Genomic DNA, 15,911 nt, shown 5'->3' on the forward strand with positions numbered 1-15,911 from the left:
TCAAATCAATCTTGATGAACGCCGCCGATATGTCTTCTGCGGCAAGGTTTTCGACTGCTGCCTGCCCACGGGCTTCATCACGCGCTCCAACGAGAATGTCATAGCCACGCTTACCAAGACTTCGAGCGATTTCGAATCCAATTCCTTTGTTTGCGCCGGTTACTAATGCGGTCTTTTTCATTTTCTTCCCTCATTCCAAATTTTATTTTCATCTCACAGTGATTAGATTACTATGCTACACTTAGTGTAGGTCAACCAAAAAAATAATAAACGAGGATGATGAAATGTATACGATTGGTCAAGCGGCGCAAAAAGTCGGCTTCAGTATAGGAGCGATACGTTTCTATGAAAGAAAAGGGCTCTTGGAACCGGCGGCAAGGAGCGAACAGAATAATCGTCTATATACCGATTCCGAAATAAATTGGTTAGTTTTCATCAAATGCCTTCGCGAAACCGGGATGCGTGTAGAGGACATTAAACAATTCGCTAATATGGTGATGGCCGGAACCGCTACCTTGCCTGAGCGAATTAAAATCATTCAAGATCAAAAGCAAAAACTTCTAGATGATATTGAAGGAAAAAAGTCACAGCTCGTTCAATTGGAGCGAAAGCTCGAGCGTTATTACAATGATCTAGTATGTGTAGGCACAGGCTAACCAACATCCAGCCTAATATTTATTGGATTTTACAAGGAACGGACGCAAAAGTATTTGTAATAGAAAATGTAGTCTCGGGTTTCATCTTCCTCGACCTTAATATTCCGCGATCGTAATTCTCGCCGCAGCTTGGAAAGATCCTTCGTGATGTCGTCTAAGAGAACTGCGTCAATTCAGCGTAGTACTGTTTGAAGAGATGATTCGATTTTGTGATTTCCTGAAATGCCTTGTCCGTCATGGTCAGCATATGCGGAAACATGATGTACCAAACAGTCTACGCCACTTTGTCGCCGGCAAGCCGGTTCGTGCCGGTAGCTATACCGAGGTCAAATTTGGGGATGGTTGGATCCCTGGGCGTTATGAATGGAGCTTCGACCAAGGGAGTCCGATTCAAATTCACTCCGGGCGTCATGAATGCTTTTATATCCCTGAAGGTCACCTCGTACGCATTCGTGGTTCGCTCGAGGCAACAGTGGCTAAAGTAACCGCAATGCCGTCCTATCGTGCTGAAGAGGATCACCTGGGTTACTGGATCGACGAATATATGGAGTTCCTGAAGCAAGACGGAGCCGGCGAGCTGCAGAAGACGCGGCGAATGCTCATGCGATTCGTGGACTATATGAAACAGCGTACGGCGATGTCCCCGACTTCCGAAATCAGCATCCTTAGCTGCAAGGCATAGGCTCTCAAAGTATTCGGACTGAATCCTTGAATTCGCTTGTCCGATTCGTACTGACTCCATAGTTCACTTAGAATCAAAAATAAAACCTCCTATTAGAGCATTTAAGTCTAGTTTGCTTCTAATAAGAGGTTTTAGACTGGGTCTATTCAACTAGAGATTCCAGTTAGTTCAATAACTAATAGACGGGAGGGCACATCTGCTTATAGCGCGCCTTTCTTTAAGAACGTTACGGAAGTCGCAAGCGTGAAAGGTCGCCAAGATGGCTGACGGATACTGTGCCGTCTCGTATGCTGTCGCAAGCTTGACGATTCCAGCAACGACGTCTCCGGATTGTTCGTAATAAGCTTGCCAAATGGCATAATATTGAGCGGGCGGTACGACCGGTCCGTTAATTATGGCTATCGGAAGATTCAATTGGCGCGCAACGTCAATGGGTTCTATCCGATTTCTCTCAGGCTCGTCAAGAAGCCTGGAGCGATCTTGATTCGATCTGTAAAACGAGCGTTCATGGCTGCCGACCTCCTGAGACAATACCCAATTGCAAATGGCCCACGGAGCCCGTGGACCATTGCTTCTTCTGATTATAGTCTAGCCGTCGAGCAGCGTCATCTGTTCTTTCATATAACGCGTGCCGTGAACGACATTCTTGGGGCTGACCTGATCGATTCGTTCGAGGTCCTCCTTCTTGAGAAGGATATCGGCTGCGGCCGCATTTTCCTCCAGGTACTTGATACGCTTCGTACCCGGGATAGGCAGCGCCCCGTTGGCAATCGTCCAGGCAATGGCCAATTGGGATGGTGTACAATTCTTCTCTATCGCGATCTCCTTAATCTTGTCGACAACCTCAATGTTCTTCCGGAAGTTGTCTCCTTGGAACCGCGGCATCCATCTGCGAAGATCGTCGGCGGCCAGATCCTCGAAAGTGCGAAGCTCGCCGGAGATAAAGCCCCTGCTCAGTGGACTGTAAGCCACATGGGTAATCCCCAGCTCTCTTACGGTAGGGAGTATCTCCTCTTCGATGTCACGGCTCCAGAGCGAATACTCACTTTCTAGCACGGAGATCGGATAGACGGCATGAGCGCGGCGAATGGTGGAAGCGGAAGCCTCGGACAGGCCGAGCGCCCGAACTTTGCCTGCTTTGACCAAGTCTGCCATCGCTCCGACCGTCTCCTCTATCGGGATTTGCGGATCGACGCGGTGTTGGTAGTATAGATCGATGTAATCCGTATTCAAACGGCGAAGGCTATCCTCCACTACTTTCTTAACGTAATCAGGATGGCCATTGATGCTCTCGTAATTTGGGGTGTACGAGAACTTGGTGGCGATAATGGCTTGCTCGCGGCGCCCTTGAAGAGCGCGGCCGAGCAGCTTTTCGTTATGCCCGTTCCCGTACACGTCCGCGGTATCGAACATCGTGACGCCTATGTCCAAAGCGCGATGGATCGTTTGGATCGACTGTTCGTCGTTAGTCTCCCCGTAAATGCCTGGAGACATTCCCATAATTCCCAGTCCGATCGAAGAGGCGAGGATATTGCTATTGCCCAAAACTCTTTGTTGCATTTGTTAATCCCTCATTCTATGTTTGTTGTCGCTCCGACTCCTCCATCTTGATTAACAACTGGCTCTCGGAAGGGATTCTCCCTTTCTCGATGTCTTCGTATATCGACAGTTTGTTGTTGACGGCGTCGAGCGCTTCGGCCAATTCGTTTTGGCGGCGAAATAAATCTTCCTTGTACTGGTTCAAGATCGCCTTGCGCTGTGGAATCGTGGAATCACCATCGAGCGCAAGATCCACCATCTCCTTCAGCAACGACAGCTTCATCCCTGTCGCCCGGAAACATGTCATCAGCCGGATCCAATCTAGCTGATCTTGTTCGAACAGTCGATTCCCGTTCTTATCTCTCTTAATGTTAGGGAGCAATCCCTCCTTCTCGTAAAAACGAATCGTATGAGCCGGGCAACCAAGCCGCTCTGAAGCTTCTTTAATCGTGAATGCCATTGGCCGGATCGCTCCTTATCGGTTATTTTCAGACGGAATCGGCTGGTTCTTCCTCATCCTAAGACTTAAAGTACACTTTAAGGCAAGCGTTATTTTGGGAGACAGCTGTTAACGTCTGAACTACTGGTTATCATTATAATGCCCATCATTGACTTTATTTAAGGGAGGTGCTGTGAAAACCGGAGGATGTGCCACAACGCGCCTTTCCCCTGTCCAGCCCGTGGCCTGCCTGGCGGCAGGTGGCCTCCATAAACGAAAAAAGAAGCCCAAAACCGGACTAGCTTCGGCAACAAAATGCGAAGCTGGAACAACAGAATATCGAACTATCCGCCAAGTTCAAGTGGTACGAGGAGCAGTTCCGTCTGGCGCAGCAAAAGCGCTTCGGGGCCTCCAGCGAGAAGACGAATCCGGATCAGATGGAGCTGAATCTGTTCAACGAAGCCGAAGTGCTGGCTACACCCGTCGGACAAGAGCCTCCGACAGAGAAGATCACGTACGAGCGCCGCAAACAGACGGGCAAACGCGAAGACGACTTCTCCGACCTGCCGGTATAGACCGTCGTGTACAAGCGGGAGGAAGGCGAGCAAGCCTGCGCTTGCTGCGGCTGCTCCCTGCATGAGATGACGACCGAGATGCGCAGCGAGACGCGTTGGTGCCCCCGCAGGTCAAGGTCATGCGGCATATTCGTCAAGTCTATGCGTGCCGCCACTGCGAGCGTCATGAGATCAAGACGCCCGTCGTCACGGCGCCTATGCCGAGGCCCGTCTATCCCGGCAGCTTGGCTTCGCCGTCCAGCATGGCTTACGTCATGACGCAGAAGTATGTGGACGGCTTGCCTCTGTACCGGCAGGAGCAACAGTTCGCGCGCCTTGGCTATACGTTGTCTCGCCAGACGATGGCGAACTGGATGATGTACGGCGCGGAACAATGGCTTTCAACGTTGTTAGCGGCCATGAAGGCGTATCTGCTGCGGCAAGAAGTGCTGCATGCCGACGAGACGACGCTTCAGGTGCTGCGCGAATAAGGCAAGTCTGCGGAAGCGACGTCCTACCTGTGGCTGTATCGGACCGGATGCGATGTGCCGCCGGCGGTGCTCTACGAGTACCAACGGACACGCGGCGGCGAGCATCCGCGCAACTTCCTGTCCGGCTTCAAGGGCTATCTGCACGTGGACGGATACCCCGGGTACCACAAGGTGGCGGACGTGTTGCTCGTCGGGTGCTGGGCGCATGCCCGGCGCAAGTATGACGAGGCGCTGAAGGCCGGGCCGCCGGAGATGAACAAACTGGGAACCGTCGCAGGGCAGGGGCTGGCTTACTGCAACCAGCTGTTTGTGATTGAAAAAGAACTTGCCGAAGCCTCCCCGGAGGAACGAAAGGCCAAAAGGCAGGAGCGAAGTCTGCCGGTGCTTAACGCCTATCACGGATGGCTGAAGGAGCAACGTTCCAGAACCTTGCCCAAGAGCCTGGCCGGCCAAGCGCTCGCCTATAGCTTGAATCAGTGGGACAAGCTCACTGCGTTCTTGGCGGATGGACGGCTGGAGCTCGATAACAATCGGAGCGAGCGGTCGATCAAACCGTTCGTAATCGGGCGCAAAAACTGGCTATTCTCCAACACGCCTCGCGGCGCGAAGGCTAGCGCGACGATCTATAGCGTGATCGAATCGGCGAAGGAGAATGGTCTGCGGCCGTTCAACTACTTGAAGTATCTCTTCGAGCAGTTGCCGCAGTTCTCCGGACCGCTCGATGCCGACGCGCTCGAATCCTTCATGCCGTGGTCGCAAGTGCTACCGGCTGACTGCCGGTTAAATAAATAGTAACAATAGAGTAGTTGATCTTCGAATCCGCCTACGCTACGTGAGAGTGTAATGGCGCTGGCCAAACTGGGCGGCTTTTTGGGGCGAAAAAGTGACGGCGATCCAGGGGTTAAAGTGCTCTGGAGAGGTATTCAAACCTTCCGGACGATTTTTACTGTAATTACTTTCCATCGTTGCGGGGCAAGCTTAGACTGCAGGTTGATTATTTAGAAAGATCTGTTTGGGATCAATCTCATTTACTTTAAGTTCACACATTGCTGCCTTGTAACTAACCATTTCTAAATGTTTTAAATCCTCATTCAGTTTTTCTTGAATCTTCAATTTGTGTTGAATCAAGATTTCTTTTCTCTCTGATAACGTTTTATCCCCTAACTCATGTAGTTCAAGATACTGCTTTATACCGGAGATTGGCATGCCTGTCGCTCTTAAACAACGAATAAATTCTAAATGTGCAATATCTTGATCGTTATATACTCTACGGCCTCTGGAATCACGAGATATTTCCTTTAGCAGCCCTTCTTTTTCATAAAACCGAAGTGTATTTGCCGTTATATTTAAATGCTCCTCGATATAGCTCATCGAATAAGACATCCAAGTTGTCCCCTTTTAGTTATAGTAAGAATAACTTAAATGAGTATATCAGAAGACAGGAATAAACGCCAAGGTTCATATTCATAGGCTTCCAATATCAATAATAATATCAGTTTGACTTCGTGTAAAAATAAGCTGGTACACTAAAGTAGAACTGCTGATATTGGAGGCGGCTCAGTATAGACCAAAAATTCTTGGGGAACTATATGTGAAGTATCTTTACCTCAAGAGAAGGTGCATAAAGAGTGGAGGCGGACTTTTCATGTCAAACATCAAAGATAAGGTCATTGTCATTACGGGTGCAAGCAGTGGAATGGGGAAAACTACAGCATTATTGTTGGCAGAACGAGGCGCTAAAATTGTTGTCGGCGCACGTAGAAAAGAACAACTTGAAGATCTGGTCGCCTCGATAACTTCCAATGGTGGCACAGCAAGCTTTCAAGTAACGGATGTGACAAAGCGTAGTGATGTTGAAAATCTGGTTAACCATGCTGTGAATATGTATGGAAAGGTCGACGTGATTCTAAATAATGCAGGTGTCATGCCCACCTCCCTTCTTGACGAGTTGCGAGTCGAGGATTGGGAGAGAATGATCGACGTGAACATCAAAGGCGTGTTATATGGAATAGCAGCAGCTCTTCCAATCTTCCGCAAACAGGATACAGGGCATTTTATTAATATTGCTTCTACTGCAGGACATAAGACGGTAGCAACCCAATCGGTCTATTCTGGCACAAAATATGCCGTGCGTGCTATTTCAGAAGGTTTGCGCCAAGAGGCAGGGGAGAATATTCGGGTGACCATTATATCCCCTGGTATGACACGGACCTTTGAGCCGGAATCAATAGCCGATCCGGTGATGAGAGCACGATTCGAGAAAGTCGCTATGCCGCCAGAAGCTATCGCCCGAGCCATTGCATATGCGATAGAGCAGCCATCCGATATTGATGTGAACGAGATCATAATCCGTCCCACTGCGCAGGTTTAACCCTCTATCTGAACCAACAAAAAACAGACCCCGATTTGAGGTCTGTTTTTTGTCTTCTTACTGGGTAACGTGAGAGTTTCGTGAAAATCTCGTTAGTTTGAGTCAAACCGAAAGCATTCCGGGTTGGCATATCGTACGTTTGTACTTCATGATCCCATGAACCCGTTTTGGTTCCAAACAAGACGTACTTCACAGGTTGCCCACTCACATCGTTGAATGGCATCGTGATGGTCACTTTGCTCGACGAGGTGGCCTTTTTGATGGTCGGAGAAACCGATAAGCCGCTACATCCGCTACTCCAAGCTTTCGGAGAGTCGTCATATAGGTTTGTATGGTATTCCGCAATGACCTTTAGATAAAAGCCATAGCCCGCCTTAACCTTACCAGGCTCATTCAAGATGTTGATCCACGTCGATGGTTTATCCGATTTCGTATTACAGGATTTTTGTGACAAAGTGAAATACAACTCGCATAAGACTGGAAAGGTTCGGCATTCTGCTCGATCCTGAATCCAGTCTTTTTTTCATAGGGACAATAGAGAGGGAGTGTCGCTCCCGTTTAACGAAACTGAGCGATCTTATCAGGCTTTAAAAAGAAGGGAGCGAATTTTAACGAAACGCAGGGGCTTTATTTGCTCCAAATAAGGGAAAAATACAGCGGTGTCTGCCCAATAAGCTCTCTCAGGTTCGTTACGTTCCAGAATTCCTCAAGTTTACCCGATTAACGCCGCTACGTTTCGTTAGACCGATCCGGCGAGATCGAACGCAACGCATTCGGCGGACCCGCCCCGACTCCGGCCGGGCGGTTCGGTTTTTGCCGAAGATTTTGCCTTGTCACGATCTGGAAACAAATTTATAATTCACTTAATTAATTCGACCAAAAGGATGTCGGGCGAGGGAGTATGGATTCCAAACTGATTGACGTGGCCAAGCGGGCCGGCGTGTCGCCGGCAACGGTGTCCCGGGTGCTGAACAACAGCAGCCTGGTGAACCCGAAGACGGCCGAACGGGTGCTGCAGGCGATCGAGGAGCTGAACTACCATCCTCATGCGGCGGCCAAGCATTTGCGCTCCCAGCGGACCCGGACGATCGGCGTCATCGTCCAGGACATTAACGTCGCTTACTTTTCCGAGATTATCAAAGGGGTCCAGAACACGGCATACCGCTTGGGCTACAAAGTGATCATCTGCGATTCGGACAACCAGCCGGAGAAGGAGAGGGAGTATCTCGGCCTGCTCATGAATCGGACGGTGGACACGCTCATCCTGGTCGCCCCGTCGCTGAGCGACGAAACGTTGACCGAATTGGCCGATAAGGAGCAAGCCATCGGACTGATCGGAAGGCGGATCGAGCACGACCATATCGTCTGCTGTCTGACGGACAATATCGGGTTCTCCGCCGAAGTCATCGGACATCTGTTCGAGGAAGGCCATCGGCGAATCGCCTATATCAACGGCTATCCCGAGGCCGTCGACAGCTACGAGCGGCTGGAAGGCTATATGAAAGCGCTGAAGGAGCGCATGCTTCCGTTCCTCCCCGAGCTGATCGAGAACGGCAACTTCAACGAACAGGGCGGGTACGAAGCGATGCGGAGGCTGCTCGGGAAGGGGGTGCCGTTCACCGCCGTGTACGCCGCGAACGACGAGATGGCGCTCGGGGCTCACAAGGCCTGCCTGGATGCCGGAATCGCGATTCCCCGGGAAATGGCCCTCGTCGGCGTCGACAACAACCGGATTACCCAATATGTCATACCCAGTCTCAGCACGGTCGACCAACCCAAATTCGCGCTCGGGGCGACGCTCACCGAGAAGCTGATCCGGCAGCTGGAAGGGGAGCCGGCGGATGAGGAGCGGGTCACGATTCTGGAGTCGAAGCTGATCGTCCGCGCATCTTCGTCCGCACGCCGGCCATGAGACAAGTGAAGGCAAAGCACTATCCTCGCGTGCGCAAATCCTGTAACATGTACATCAAGAGAAAGTAATCTGCTTACCGCCAGGATGGAGGAAAATCATGCAAATTCGTCAGCTGCGTTCGGAAGAAGAGTGGAAAGAGGCCGTCAAGCTGTCCGACCTTGTTTTTCGCGATCCGGAGCATATCTCGATGGGAGAGGCGTTTCCGACCGTCTTCTCCGCGAGCCTGGGCCAATCGTTCGGAGCGTGGGAGGAAGAGAAGCTTGTCTCGTTCGTCGGCCTCGTTCCCTTCGTCATTCGCGTGGGGGCGGCCCGTTTGAAAGTGTATGCGATCGGTTCCGTCTGCACGCATCCGGACTTTCGCGGCAAAGGGCATGCCGGAGCGATTCTGGAGCAGGTGAACCGTCATATTCGGAACGCGGGAGCGTCCTTGCTGCTCGTCTCCGGTGATCGCCCGTTGTATCAGCGAATTCACTGCTACCCGTTCGGCGGCTTCAACCGCTATTCTTTGAAGCCGGAACAAGCGAGCGCCTTGTCGGGCGGCGGATGGAAGGTTCGCGAACGAACTTCCGAGGATTTGTTCGTTCTCCAAGATCTCGCCGAAGAGAGAGCCGTCCGCTATGAGCAAAGCGTTACCGAGCTGGCTGATTTGATTCAGGCGCGGGCGTACGCCAGCTGTCTCAAGCTGGAGCATCGGACGCTCGTCGCGGAGAAGGACGGCCGGGCGGCTGCGTTCGCGGTGCTGGCCGTTCCAGGAGCGGCGAAATCCCACGGAACGCCTAGGGTAATCGAGTGGGCGGGAGATCCTTCCGCGGTCGTTTCGATCGTGGCGGATGCCCTCGGCCGATATGGTCTGGACTCTTTGGACATGGCCGTGTCCTGGCATGAGAACGGCATGCTGGAGACGCTGCGGGACGTTCCGTTCGAGGAAGGCCGCAACTCCGGAACCGTACGCGTCACGGATCCGCGTCTGCTCATGGAGCAGCTAGCGCCTTATTGGCGGGAAAAAGCCGGTTCGGAAGCCGCAAGCCTGACGGCGGAGCTGAGCGAAGACGGCGGCTGCGTGCTGACCCTGGGGACGGATTCCGTCCGCGTAACGGCACGGGAGCTGATCTCGCTGCTGTTCGACCCGAAACCGCAGCTTTCCGAACCGCTTGCGCAAGCGATCGCCGACCGGTTCCCGATTCCGCTTCCTTATACGGAAGGCTTGAACATGGTATGAACCTGTTCCACTTCAGCGACGAAGGTTCGATCGACGTATTCTTGCCCCGCGTCAAAGAGAACCGGAAGGAGCTTCCTCCCGTCGTATGGGCGATCGACGAGGAGCACGAGTTTACGTTCTTCTTCCCGAGAAGCTGCCCGAGAATCGTCTATACGCGGTCGGACGAGATGAGCGACGAAGACCGCCGCGCTTTTTTCGGGGCGACGCAAGCGAACATCGTCGTAACCGTGGAGACAGGCTGGTACGAGCGCATCAAGCGGTCGACCGTGTACCGCTACCGGATGCCGGCCGAGACGTTCGAGCTGTTCGATACCATTGCGGGGTATTATATCTCACCCCGGACGATCGTGCCGCTTGCGGTGGAGCCGTATGGCAACCTGATCGACCGGCTGATCGCCCGGGGCGTCGAGGTGCGGTTTACGCCCAACCTGCATCCGCTCCGCGAAGCGATTCTGAATTCGACGCTGACCGATTTCGGCATTCATAAATTCGACAACGCCGCGCGCGCATAACGTTTGTTTTTGCCGATAGAGATGAGGATCGATCCGTCGTGGGCGGGTTGATCCTTTTTTTGCATTAGAGAATCTATAAATTTCGGGGTCCCCGCAAAGCGCCTGAGCAAGCTTCGAAGCTAAGCCCCGCTTTGCGGGGTTATTTGGCATCCATAAATCTTCCAGGAAAATTGATTGTTTTTAATATGTTGGTGACACTCTTCTGATGTTGACAAGTTACGTTAGGCTTAAGAGGTCAATTTAAGAGATCGGAGGTGAGAAGTTGAGAACGAACCATTCCCGCGAAGCGGACGTTCCGGTCTATCAGGAGATCGCCAATATCTTGCACGGGGAAATCCAGCAGAACCTCTATCCCGCGGGCGAGCGAATCCCCTCGGAACAGCAGTTGTGCCGGCGCTTCAAGGTGAACCGGTATACGCTGAGGCACTCGCTCGATCTTCTGGAGCAGATCGGCCTCATCCGCTCGCATCAGGGAAAAGGATATTATGTATGCGGGAAACCGCTCGATATCGAATATCCGGTTACGCCGGTCATGCGCATCTCCGACGTGATCCGCAAGCTGGGAAGGGAGCCTCGGGCGGAACTGATCCATGAGGAACTCGCAGTCCCGCCATCCGACGTGGCGGAGGCGCTCCGTTTATCCCCCGGTCAGCTCGCCTATCGGCTGGAGATTCTGAGATTCGCCGACGACGTGCCGCTGTCCCTGAACGTGACTTGGCTCCCGGAGGACGTATTCCCTGATTTGTTGAGCCACACGGAGATGTTCCGTTCTCTTTACGGTTTGTTGCAGCAAGAATATCACATGCACCTGCAGCGCATCGGCTCTACGTTCCGAACCGCCTTCCCCACTTTGCAGGAAGCCAGGTGGCTGCAGATTCAGCCGAGCACGAATTTGCTGCAGATCGACAGCGTCATGCGGGACGAATCCAACCGCCGGGTCGAATTCACTTCGGCCAAGTATCGGGGAGACTTGTGCAAAATTTCCATCCATTTCGAATGAGCGGATCTACTCATGGGAGGTCAAATCTGTGAAATTTTCAAAAAAGTCAAACTATTCCATCTTTTTGCTCTTGATGGTGCTGGCCGTCGCGCTTACGGCTTGCGGACAGAAGAATGAAGCGGCTTCCGGTTCGGCAAACAACGCAAACAACGCAAGTAACGCCGGAGCCGCAAGCGACGCGGGAACGGCAAGCGACGCCGCCTCCTCGAGCCCGGCATCCGCTTCGCCGGCAGCGGGAGATCGCAAGGACTGGCCGAAGGAGCTGAACATCGGCTTCATCCCCGGCGAGAACGACGGCAAGGCGAACGATCCGAAGAAAATCGTAGCGAAGGACATGTCGGACGCTCTCGGCATCAAAGTCAATGTTTTCGAAGGAGAAGATTACACGGCGGTCATCGAGGCCATGCGCACGAAAAAGATCGACGTCGCCAGCTTCGGCCCGTTCTCCTATATCATCGCCCATGAGCGCAGCGGCGCCGAAGCGTTCGCGGTATCCGCTGCAAGCGAGGATGCGGAGTTTTACCACAGCCTTATCGTCGTGCCTGCCGATTCGCCGGCGCAATCGCTGGCCGACCTCAAGGGCAAGTCAATGCTGTTCGCCGACCCGGCCTCCACGTCCGGCCACCTGTTTCCCGAGATGATGTTCGCCAAGCAGTTCAATCTCGAACCCGGCAAGATCGATTCCTACTTCTCCAACGTCTCCTACTCCGGCGGCCACGACAAGTCGATCATCGCCATCTCCAAGGGCCAGGCCGACTCCGCGGGCGTTTGCGACAGCTGCATCAAGAGAATCGTGGACGAAGGGCTGGTCAAAGAGTCGGATTACCGCGTGCTGGCGACGTCCGATCCGATTCCGAGCAGCCCGCTTGCCTATCGCAACGATCTGCCCGCCGACCTGGTGGCCGCGATCAAGGATTTCTTCCTCCATTATGACAACCAGGACTATTTGAAAGGCAATCACTACTTCCCCGTTCAGGACAGCGACTATCAGATTATCCGCGATACGGCCGATCTGCTGAAGATGAGCCCGGATGATCTGCTGAAAGGGTAAGACCATGGCGGCGATCCTTCAAGTTGAACGCTTGAGCAAAAAGTATTCCGACGGCACGGCAGCGTTAAGCGACGTCAGCTTCGAGCTGGAGCCCGGGGAATTCGCGGCGGTAATCGGCCTGAGCGGGGCGGGCAAGAGCACCCTGCTCCGCTGCATCAACCGGCTGGTCGAGCCGACGGGAGGAGACGTGTCGTTCGGCGGCGTCCGTTCCGCCAAGGCGTCCGCCCATGAAGTGCGGCTGCTGCGGCGCCAGATGGGCATGATCTTCCAAGGCTATAACCTGATCCAGCGGGTCAGCGTGCTGCGGAACGTGCTCCACGGCCGGCTCGGCTATGTCGGCCCGGTTCGCGGCGCGCTCGGCCTTTTCTCCAAGCAGGACGTCGAGGAGGCCAAGTCGATCCTGAAGCGCCTGGGCCTGGAGCAGCAAACGTACAAGCGGGCCGACGAATTGAGCGGAGGACAGCAGCAGCGGGTCGGCATCGCGAGGGCGCTCTGCCAGCGGCCGAAGCTGATTCTCGCCGACGAGCCGATCGCGAGTCTTGATCCGGTAACGGCCAAGATCATTATGGATAATCTGCACCGGATATGCCGCGAAGACGGAATTGCCTGCATCGTCAACCTGCACCAAGTGGAAGTCGCGAAGACGTACGCGACCCGCATCATCGGCATGCGCAAAGGGAAGATGGTGTTCGACGGACGTCCCGAAGACTTGACGGACCGAATGATCTCTCATATTTACGGGGAAAGCCCGGATAAGGAGTAGATGGCCCATGGAAGCGCAATGGCTGAGAATCCGCCGGCAGAAACGCGTGCAGACCGTGACCATCGTCGTTCTGATCGCGGCGCTCGTGGTCTGGTCGGCGGTGCAGACGAAATTTCATGTCCTCACCGTATTCGGCGGACTCGGCGAGATGGGGAAGCTGATCGTGAACGATTTCCTGCCGCCTCATCCGGAAGCGTTGAAGGGACTGATCGAGCCGGCGCTCGATACGATCTACATGAGCGTCGTCGGCATGGTCGTCGGTTCCTTGATTTCCGCCGTGCTCGCTTTTTTCGCCGCCGCCACGACGACGCCTCACCGAATCGTGCTGGTGCTGGTTCGCGGATTCGCTTCGGTGCTTCGCAACATTCCGGGATTGATCTGGGCGCTCATGCTCGCGTTCGCCTACGGTATCGGCACGCTGGTCGGCACGCTCGCAATCATTATTTATTCCGTGGGTTCGCTCGTGCGGGCATACGCGGAAATCTTGGAAGAGATCGACCAGAGTCAGCTGGAAGCCGTGAAAGCGACGGGAGCGACGTTTCCGCAGGTGCTTGGCCAGGCGGTCTTGCCGCAATTCATCCCGGGTTTCGTAGCGTGGTCGCTGTACAAGCTGGAGCTGAACATCCGGGCATCCACGATCGTGGGGATGGTCGGAGGCGGCGGGCTCGGCTTTTACATTCAGAACGGCCTCAAGCTGTTCCACTTCCGGGATGTCAGCATGGCGATTATTTTGATGCTCGTCTTGATCGTGGTCACGGAGTTTTTCACTAATAAAATTAGGGAGAAAGTGATATGAAACCGGAACTGGCAACCGAAATGGCGAACGATCTGTCTTACGAGACCGCACTGCCCCTGCATCTCGCCGAGCCGCCGCAGCCATCGAAGCCGAGACGAGACCCTTGGCTGGTCGGGGCCGCCTGGTTTTTCCCGCTGTTCTTCATCTTCAGCCTTTGGCAGCTGAACTTCGATTACAGCCAGCTGGCTCATGGAACCGGAAAAATGTTTCAGTTGTTCGCCCAAATGTTCCCGCCGAGTCTCGTCGATTGGCGCCCCGTTCTGGAGGCGGCGCTGCAATCGCTGCAGGTGGCTCTCGTCGGAACGGCGATCGGGGTGGCAGTGGCCGCCGTGTTCGGCTTCCTGGCGGCAGTCAATTTGTTTCCCCGCCTGGGCTTGCTGATCAAGGGCGTCGCCGCCTTCGTGCGCACGATTCCGACGCTGGTGTGGGCGCTCATGTTTATCGTCGCCGTCGGCATGGGACCGGTGCCCGGCATTCTGGCGATCGCGACGCATGCCGGCGCGAGCCTGATCAAGATGTTCTCCCAGTCGATCGAAGAGGTGGACGAGGGGGTGCACGAGGCGATCAAGGCGACGGGCGCCGGCAAGCTGCAGATCGTGTTCCAAGGCTTCCTGCCGTGCGTCATCACGTATTTCATCTCCTGGAGCGTATTCCGGCTGGAAGCGGACATCGGCGAATCGGCGATTCTCGGCGTGGTCGGAGCAGGCGGCATCGGTTATCAAATCTCCAACAACATGAGATCGTACCTGCTTCCGGAGACTTGCTTCGCCGCCCTGGTCGTCTTCGTGCTCGTCTTCTCCGTCGAGCTGCTCAGCAACTGGTACAAAAACAAGATGAACCTTAAGTAGGAGGAGCGGCACATGCTCAACTCAGCAAAAGTCAGCAAACTTCTGATCGAGAGCGAGGAGCCGCTGCTGGAGCGGTTCGCCGCCGAGATCGAGCGGAATTACCAGGTGCGGATCGTGCGTGCGGCCGAGAAGAGCCTGGTCATGTCCCAAGCGCGCGATACCGTCTCGCATCAGCCGTTCTATCTGGGCGAGATTCTCGTGACGGAATGCACGGTGGAGCTGAACGGCGTTTACGGCTACGGCATTCTGATGGGGGAACGCAGCGAGGAAGCGTACCGTCTGGCCGTCGTGGATGCGGCCTTTCGCAGCCACGCGGAGGAGACGGCGGGGTGGGAAGGACCGCTTCGGGAAGCCGAGCTTCGGCTGGAGGAGCGCCGCCGGTCCGAGCGGCGAATGATCGACCGGACGAAGGTCCATTTCGACACGATGGGAGAATACCATGAGCGCAATCGATAATTCGTTTTCCATGACGCACGATACCCAGTTCGTTTACCGGCTTCTGCTCGAATTGACCGCCCGCCCGGGAGAGGTCGGTTCGATCCGGCAGGCAGCGGACAAGATCGGTCTCCTGCCGGGAGCCGGCGACGTCGCCCTGGCGGTCGCCTATACGCTGCTGGACAGCGAGGTCGGCTGCTTCGCCGACGTGGAGCGGCTGCCGGAGCTTGCCGGCGTCATCCGGCTGCGGACGCTGTCCCGATCGGCCGGCGCCTCCGCGGCCGACTATCTGTTCGCCGACGGGACGCAGGCTCCCGGCGAATGGGCGGGCTCCGTTCGCAGAGGAACGCTCGGCGAGCCGGAGATGGGCGCGACCGTGCTGCTGCTCGTCGACGCGCTGGAAGCGGAGTCCCGGTCTTCCGCCGGCGAGCAGCCGGAAGGGAATGCCGTTCGATTGATGATGACCGGTCCGGGCATCGAGGAGGAGCATCGCCTGCTCGTCGGCGGCCTGGACCCTCGGTGGCTGGCATGCCGCGAAGGCTGGAACGAAGAGTATCCGACGGGAGTCGATCTGATTCTGTACACTCCCGGCGGCGAAGTGGCGGCGATTCCGCGCAGCACACAACTGAAGGGGGCTTGACGA

18 protein-coding genes and 2 pseudogenes are annotated in these 15,911 nt (G+C 54.7%); 15 read left to right on the forward strand and 5 right to left on the reverse strand.

The annotated features are described in order from the left end of the window. A partial coding sequence (locus H7C18_RS29635; RefSeq protein WP_185132740.1) for an SDR family NAD(P)-dependent oxidoreductase occupies nt 1–181 on the reverse strand: 181 nt, incomplete at its 3' end. Nucleotides 182–284: 103 nt separating this feature from the next. Between H7C18_RS29635 and H7C18_RS29640 the strand changes: the two genes are divergently transcribed. Further along, nucleotides 285–656 (forward strand): MerR family transcriptional regulator, encoded by a 372-nt coding sequence (locus tag H7C18_RS29640; RefSeq protein ID WP_185132741.1) that lies wholly within the window; start codon nt 285–287, stop codon nt 654–656. 29 nt (nt 657–685) lie between these two features. Here H7C18_RS29640 and H7C18_RS36220 read toward each other — a convergent pair whose 3' ends face one another. Continuing rightward, a complete protein-coding gene (locus tag H7C18_RS36220) occupies nt 686–829 on the reverse strand; it encodes a YhjD family protein (RefSeq protein ID WP_475571997.1) in 144 nt (47 codons plus the stop codon). A gap of 299 nt (nt 830–1,128) precedes the next feature. Between H7C18_RS36220 and H7C18_RS29645 the strand changes: the two genes are divergently transcribed. Then, nucleotides 1,129–1,338, forward strand: a complete 210-nt coding sequence (locus H7C18_RS29645; RefSeq protein WP_185132742.1) for a hypothetical protein — start codon at nt 1,129–1,131, stop codon at nt 1,336–1,338. Nucleotides 1,339–1,926: 588 nt separating this feature from the next. Here the strand turns inward: H7C18_RS29645 and H7C18_RS29650 are convergent. Next, a complete protein-coding gene (locus H7C18_RS29650) occupies nt 1,927–2,898 on the reverse strand; it encodes an aldo/keto reductase (protein WP_185132743.1) in 972 nt (323 codons plus the stop codon). A gap of 16 nt (nt 2,899–2,914) precedes the next feature. After that, nucleotides 2,915–3,337 carry a MerR family transcriptional regulator gene (locus tag H7C18_RS29655; RefSeq protein ID WP_185132744.1) on the reverse strand — a complete coding sequence of 141 codons (423 nt, stop codon included), beginning with the start codon at nt 3,335–3,337 and terminating at the stop codon, nt 2,915–2,917. 302 nt (nt 3,338–3,639) lie between these two features. Between H7C18_RS29655 and tnpC the strand changes: the two are divergent. Both tnpC and H7C18_RS34875 read left to right on the forward strand, forming a co-directional pair. Beyond that, nucleotides 3,640–5,153 (forward strand): annotated as a pseudogene (tnpC, locus tag H7C18_RS29660) (IS66 family transposase). A 42-nt stretch (nt 5,154–5,195) separates the two neighbouring features. Beyond that, nucleotides 5,196–5,363, forward strand: a pseudogene (locus H7C18_RS34875) (IS4 family transposase); the annotation flags it as partial. On the opposite strand, the gene H7C18_RS29670 reads toward H7C18_RS34875, so the two are convergent. Then, nucleotides 5,340–5,732: a MerR family transcriptional regulator gene (locus H7C18_RS29670; RefSeq protein WP_238358053.1), complete on the reverse strand. Its 393-nt coding sequence runs from the start codon at nt 5,730–5,732 to the stop codon at nt 5,340–5,342. The pseudogene H7C18_RS34875 and the gene H7C18_RS29670 sit on opposite strands and share 24 nt — an antisense overlap. A 274-nt stretch (nt 5,733–6,006) precedes the next feature. On the opposite strand from H7C18_RS29670, the gene H7C18_RS29675 reads away from it, so the two are divergent. The 11 genes from H7C18_RS29675 to phnH all read left to right on the forward strand — a co-directional run bounded on the left by H7C18_RS29675 (nt 6,007) and on the right by phnH (nt 15,908). Continuing rightward, nucleotides 6,007–6,732 (forward strand): SDR family oxidoreductase, encoded by a 726-nt coding sequence (locus H7C18_RS29675; RefSeq protein WP_185132746.1) that lies wholly within the window; start codon nt 6,007–6,009, stop codon nt 6,730–6,732. A 901-nt stretch (nt 6,733–7,633) separates the two neighbouring features. Beyond that, on the forward strand, nt 7,634–8,644 hold the full coding sequence (locus H7C18_RS29680; protein WP_185132747.1) for a LacI family DNA-binding transcriptional regulator: 1,011 nt from the start codon (nt 7,634–7,636) through the stop codon (nt 8,642–8,644). A gap of 97 nt (nt 8,645–8,741) precedes the next feature. Continuing rightward, nucleotides 8,742–9,863 carry a GNAT family N-acetyltransferase gene (locus H7C18_RS29685; RefSeq protein ID WP_185132748.1) on the forward strand — a complete coding sequence of 374 codons (1,122 nt, stop codon included), beginning with the start codon at nt 8,742–8,744 and terminating at the stop codon, nt 9,861–9,863. Next, a complete protein-coding gene (locus tag H7C18_RS29690) occupies nt 9,860–10,375 on the forward strand; it encodes a DUF6886 family protein (RefSeq protein ID WP_185132749.1) in 516 nt (171 codons plus the stop codon). Before H7C18_RS29685 ends, H7C18_RS29690 begins: the two co-directional genes overlap by 4 nt. Before the next feature lie 262 nt (nt 10,376–10,637). After that, nucleotides 10,638–11,375, forward strand: coding sequence for a GntR family transcriptional regulator (locus tag H7C18_RS29695; protein ID WP_185132750.1), 738 nt, complete (start codon nt 10,638–10,640; stop codon nt 11,373–11,375). Nucleotides 11,376–11,403: 28 nt separating this feature from the next. Then, nucleotides 11,404–12,426 carry a phosphate/phosphite/phosphonate ABC transporter substrate-binding protein gene (locus H7C18_RS29700; protein ID WP_185132751.1) on the forward strand — a complete coding sequence of 341 codons (1,023 nt, stop codon included), beginning with the start codon at nt 11,404–11,406 and terminating at the stop codon, nt 12,424–12,426. Nucleotides 12,427–12,430: 4 nt separating this feature from the next. After that, nucleotides 12,431–13,189 (forward strand): phosphonate ABC transporter ATP-binding protein, encoded by a 759-nt coding sequence (gene phnC, locus H7C18_RS29705; RefSeq protein WP_185132752.1) that lies wholly within the window; start codon nt 12,431–12,433, stop codon nt 13,187–13,189. Nucleotides 13,190–13,196: 7 nt separating this feature from the next. After that, nucleotides 13,197–13,985 (forward strand): phosphonate ABC transporter, permease protein PhnE, encoded by a 789-nt coding sequence (gene phnE, locus H7C18_RS29710; protein WP_185132753.1) that lies wholly within the window; start codon nt 13,197–13,199, stop codon nt 13,983–13,985. Continuing rightward, the gene (phnE, locus tag H7C18_RS29715) at nt 13,982–14,833 is read left to right on the forward strand and encodes a phosphonate ABC transporter, permease protein PhnE (protein WP_238358054.1); all 852 of its coding nucleotides are present in this window, start codon (nt 13,982–13,984) and stop codon (nt 14,831–14,833) included. The genes phnE (H7C18_RS29710) and phnE (H7C18_RS29715) overlap by 4 nt, the downstream gene beginning before the upstream one ends. A gap of 12 nt (nt 14,834–14,845) precedes the next feature. Then, on the forward strand, nt 14,846–15,289 hold the full coding sequence (gene phnG / locus H7C18_RS29720) for a phosphonate C-P lyase system protein PhnG (protein WP_185132754.1): 444 nt from the start codon (nt 14,846–14,848) through the stop codon (nt 15,287–15,289). Beyond that, nucleotides 15,273–15,908, forward strand: a complete 636-nt coding sequence (phnH, locus tag H7C18_RS29725) for a phosphonate C-P lyase system protein PhnH (RefSeq protein ID WP_185132755.1) — start codon at nt 15,273–15,275, stop codon at nt 15,906–15,908. Before phnG ends, phnH begins: the two co-directional genes overlap by 17 nt. Nucleotides 15,909–15,911 lie beyond the last annotated feature (3 nt).

Origin of the sequence: Cohnella zeiphila, from assembly GCF_014212055.1 — a bacterium.
In the GTDB taxonomy this organism is placed as follows: domain Bacteria; phylum Bacillota; class Bacilli; order Paenibacillales; family Paenibacillaceae; genus Cohnella; species Cohnella zeiphila.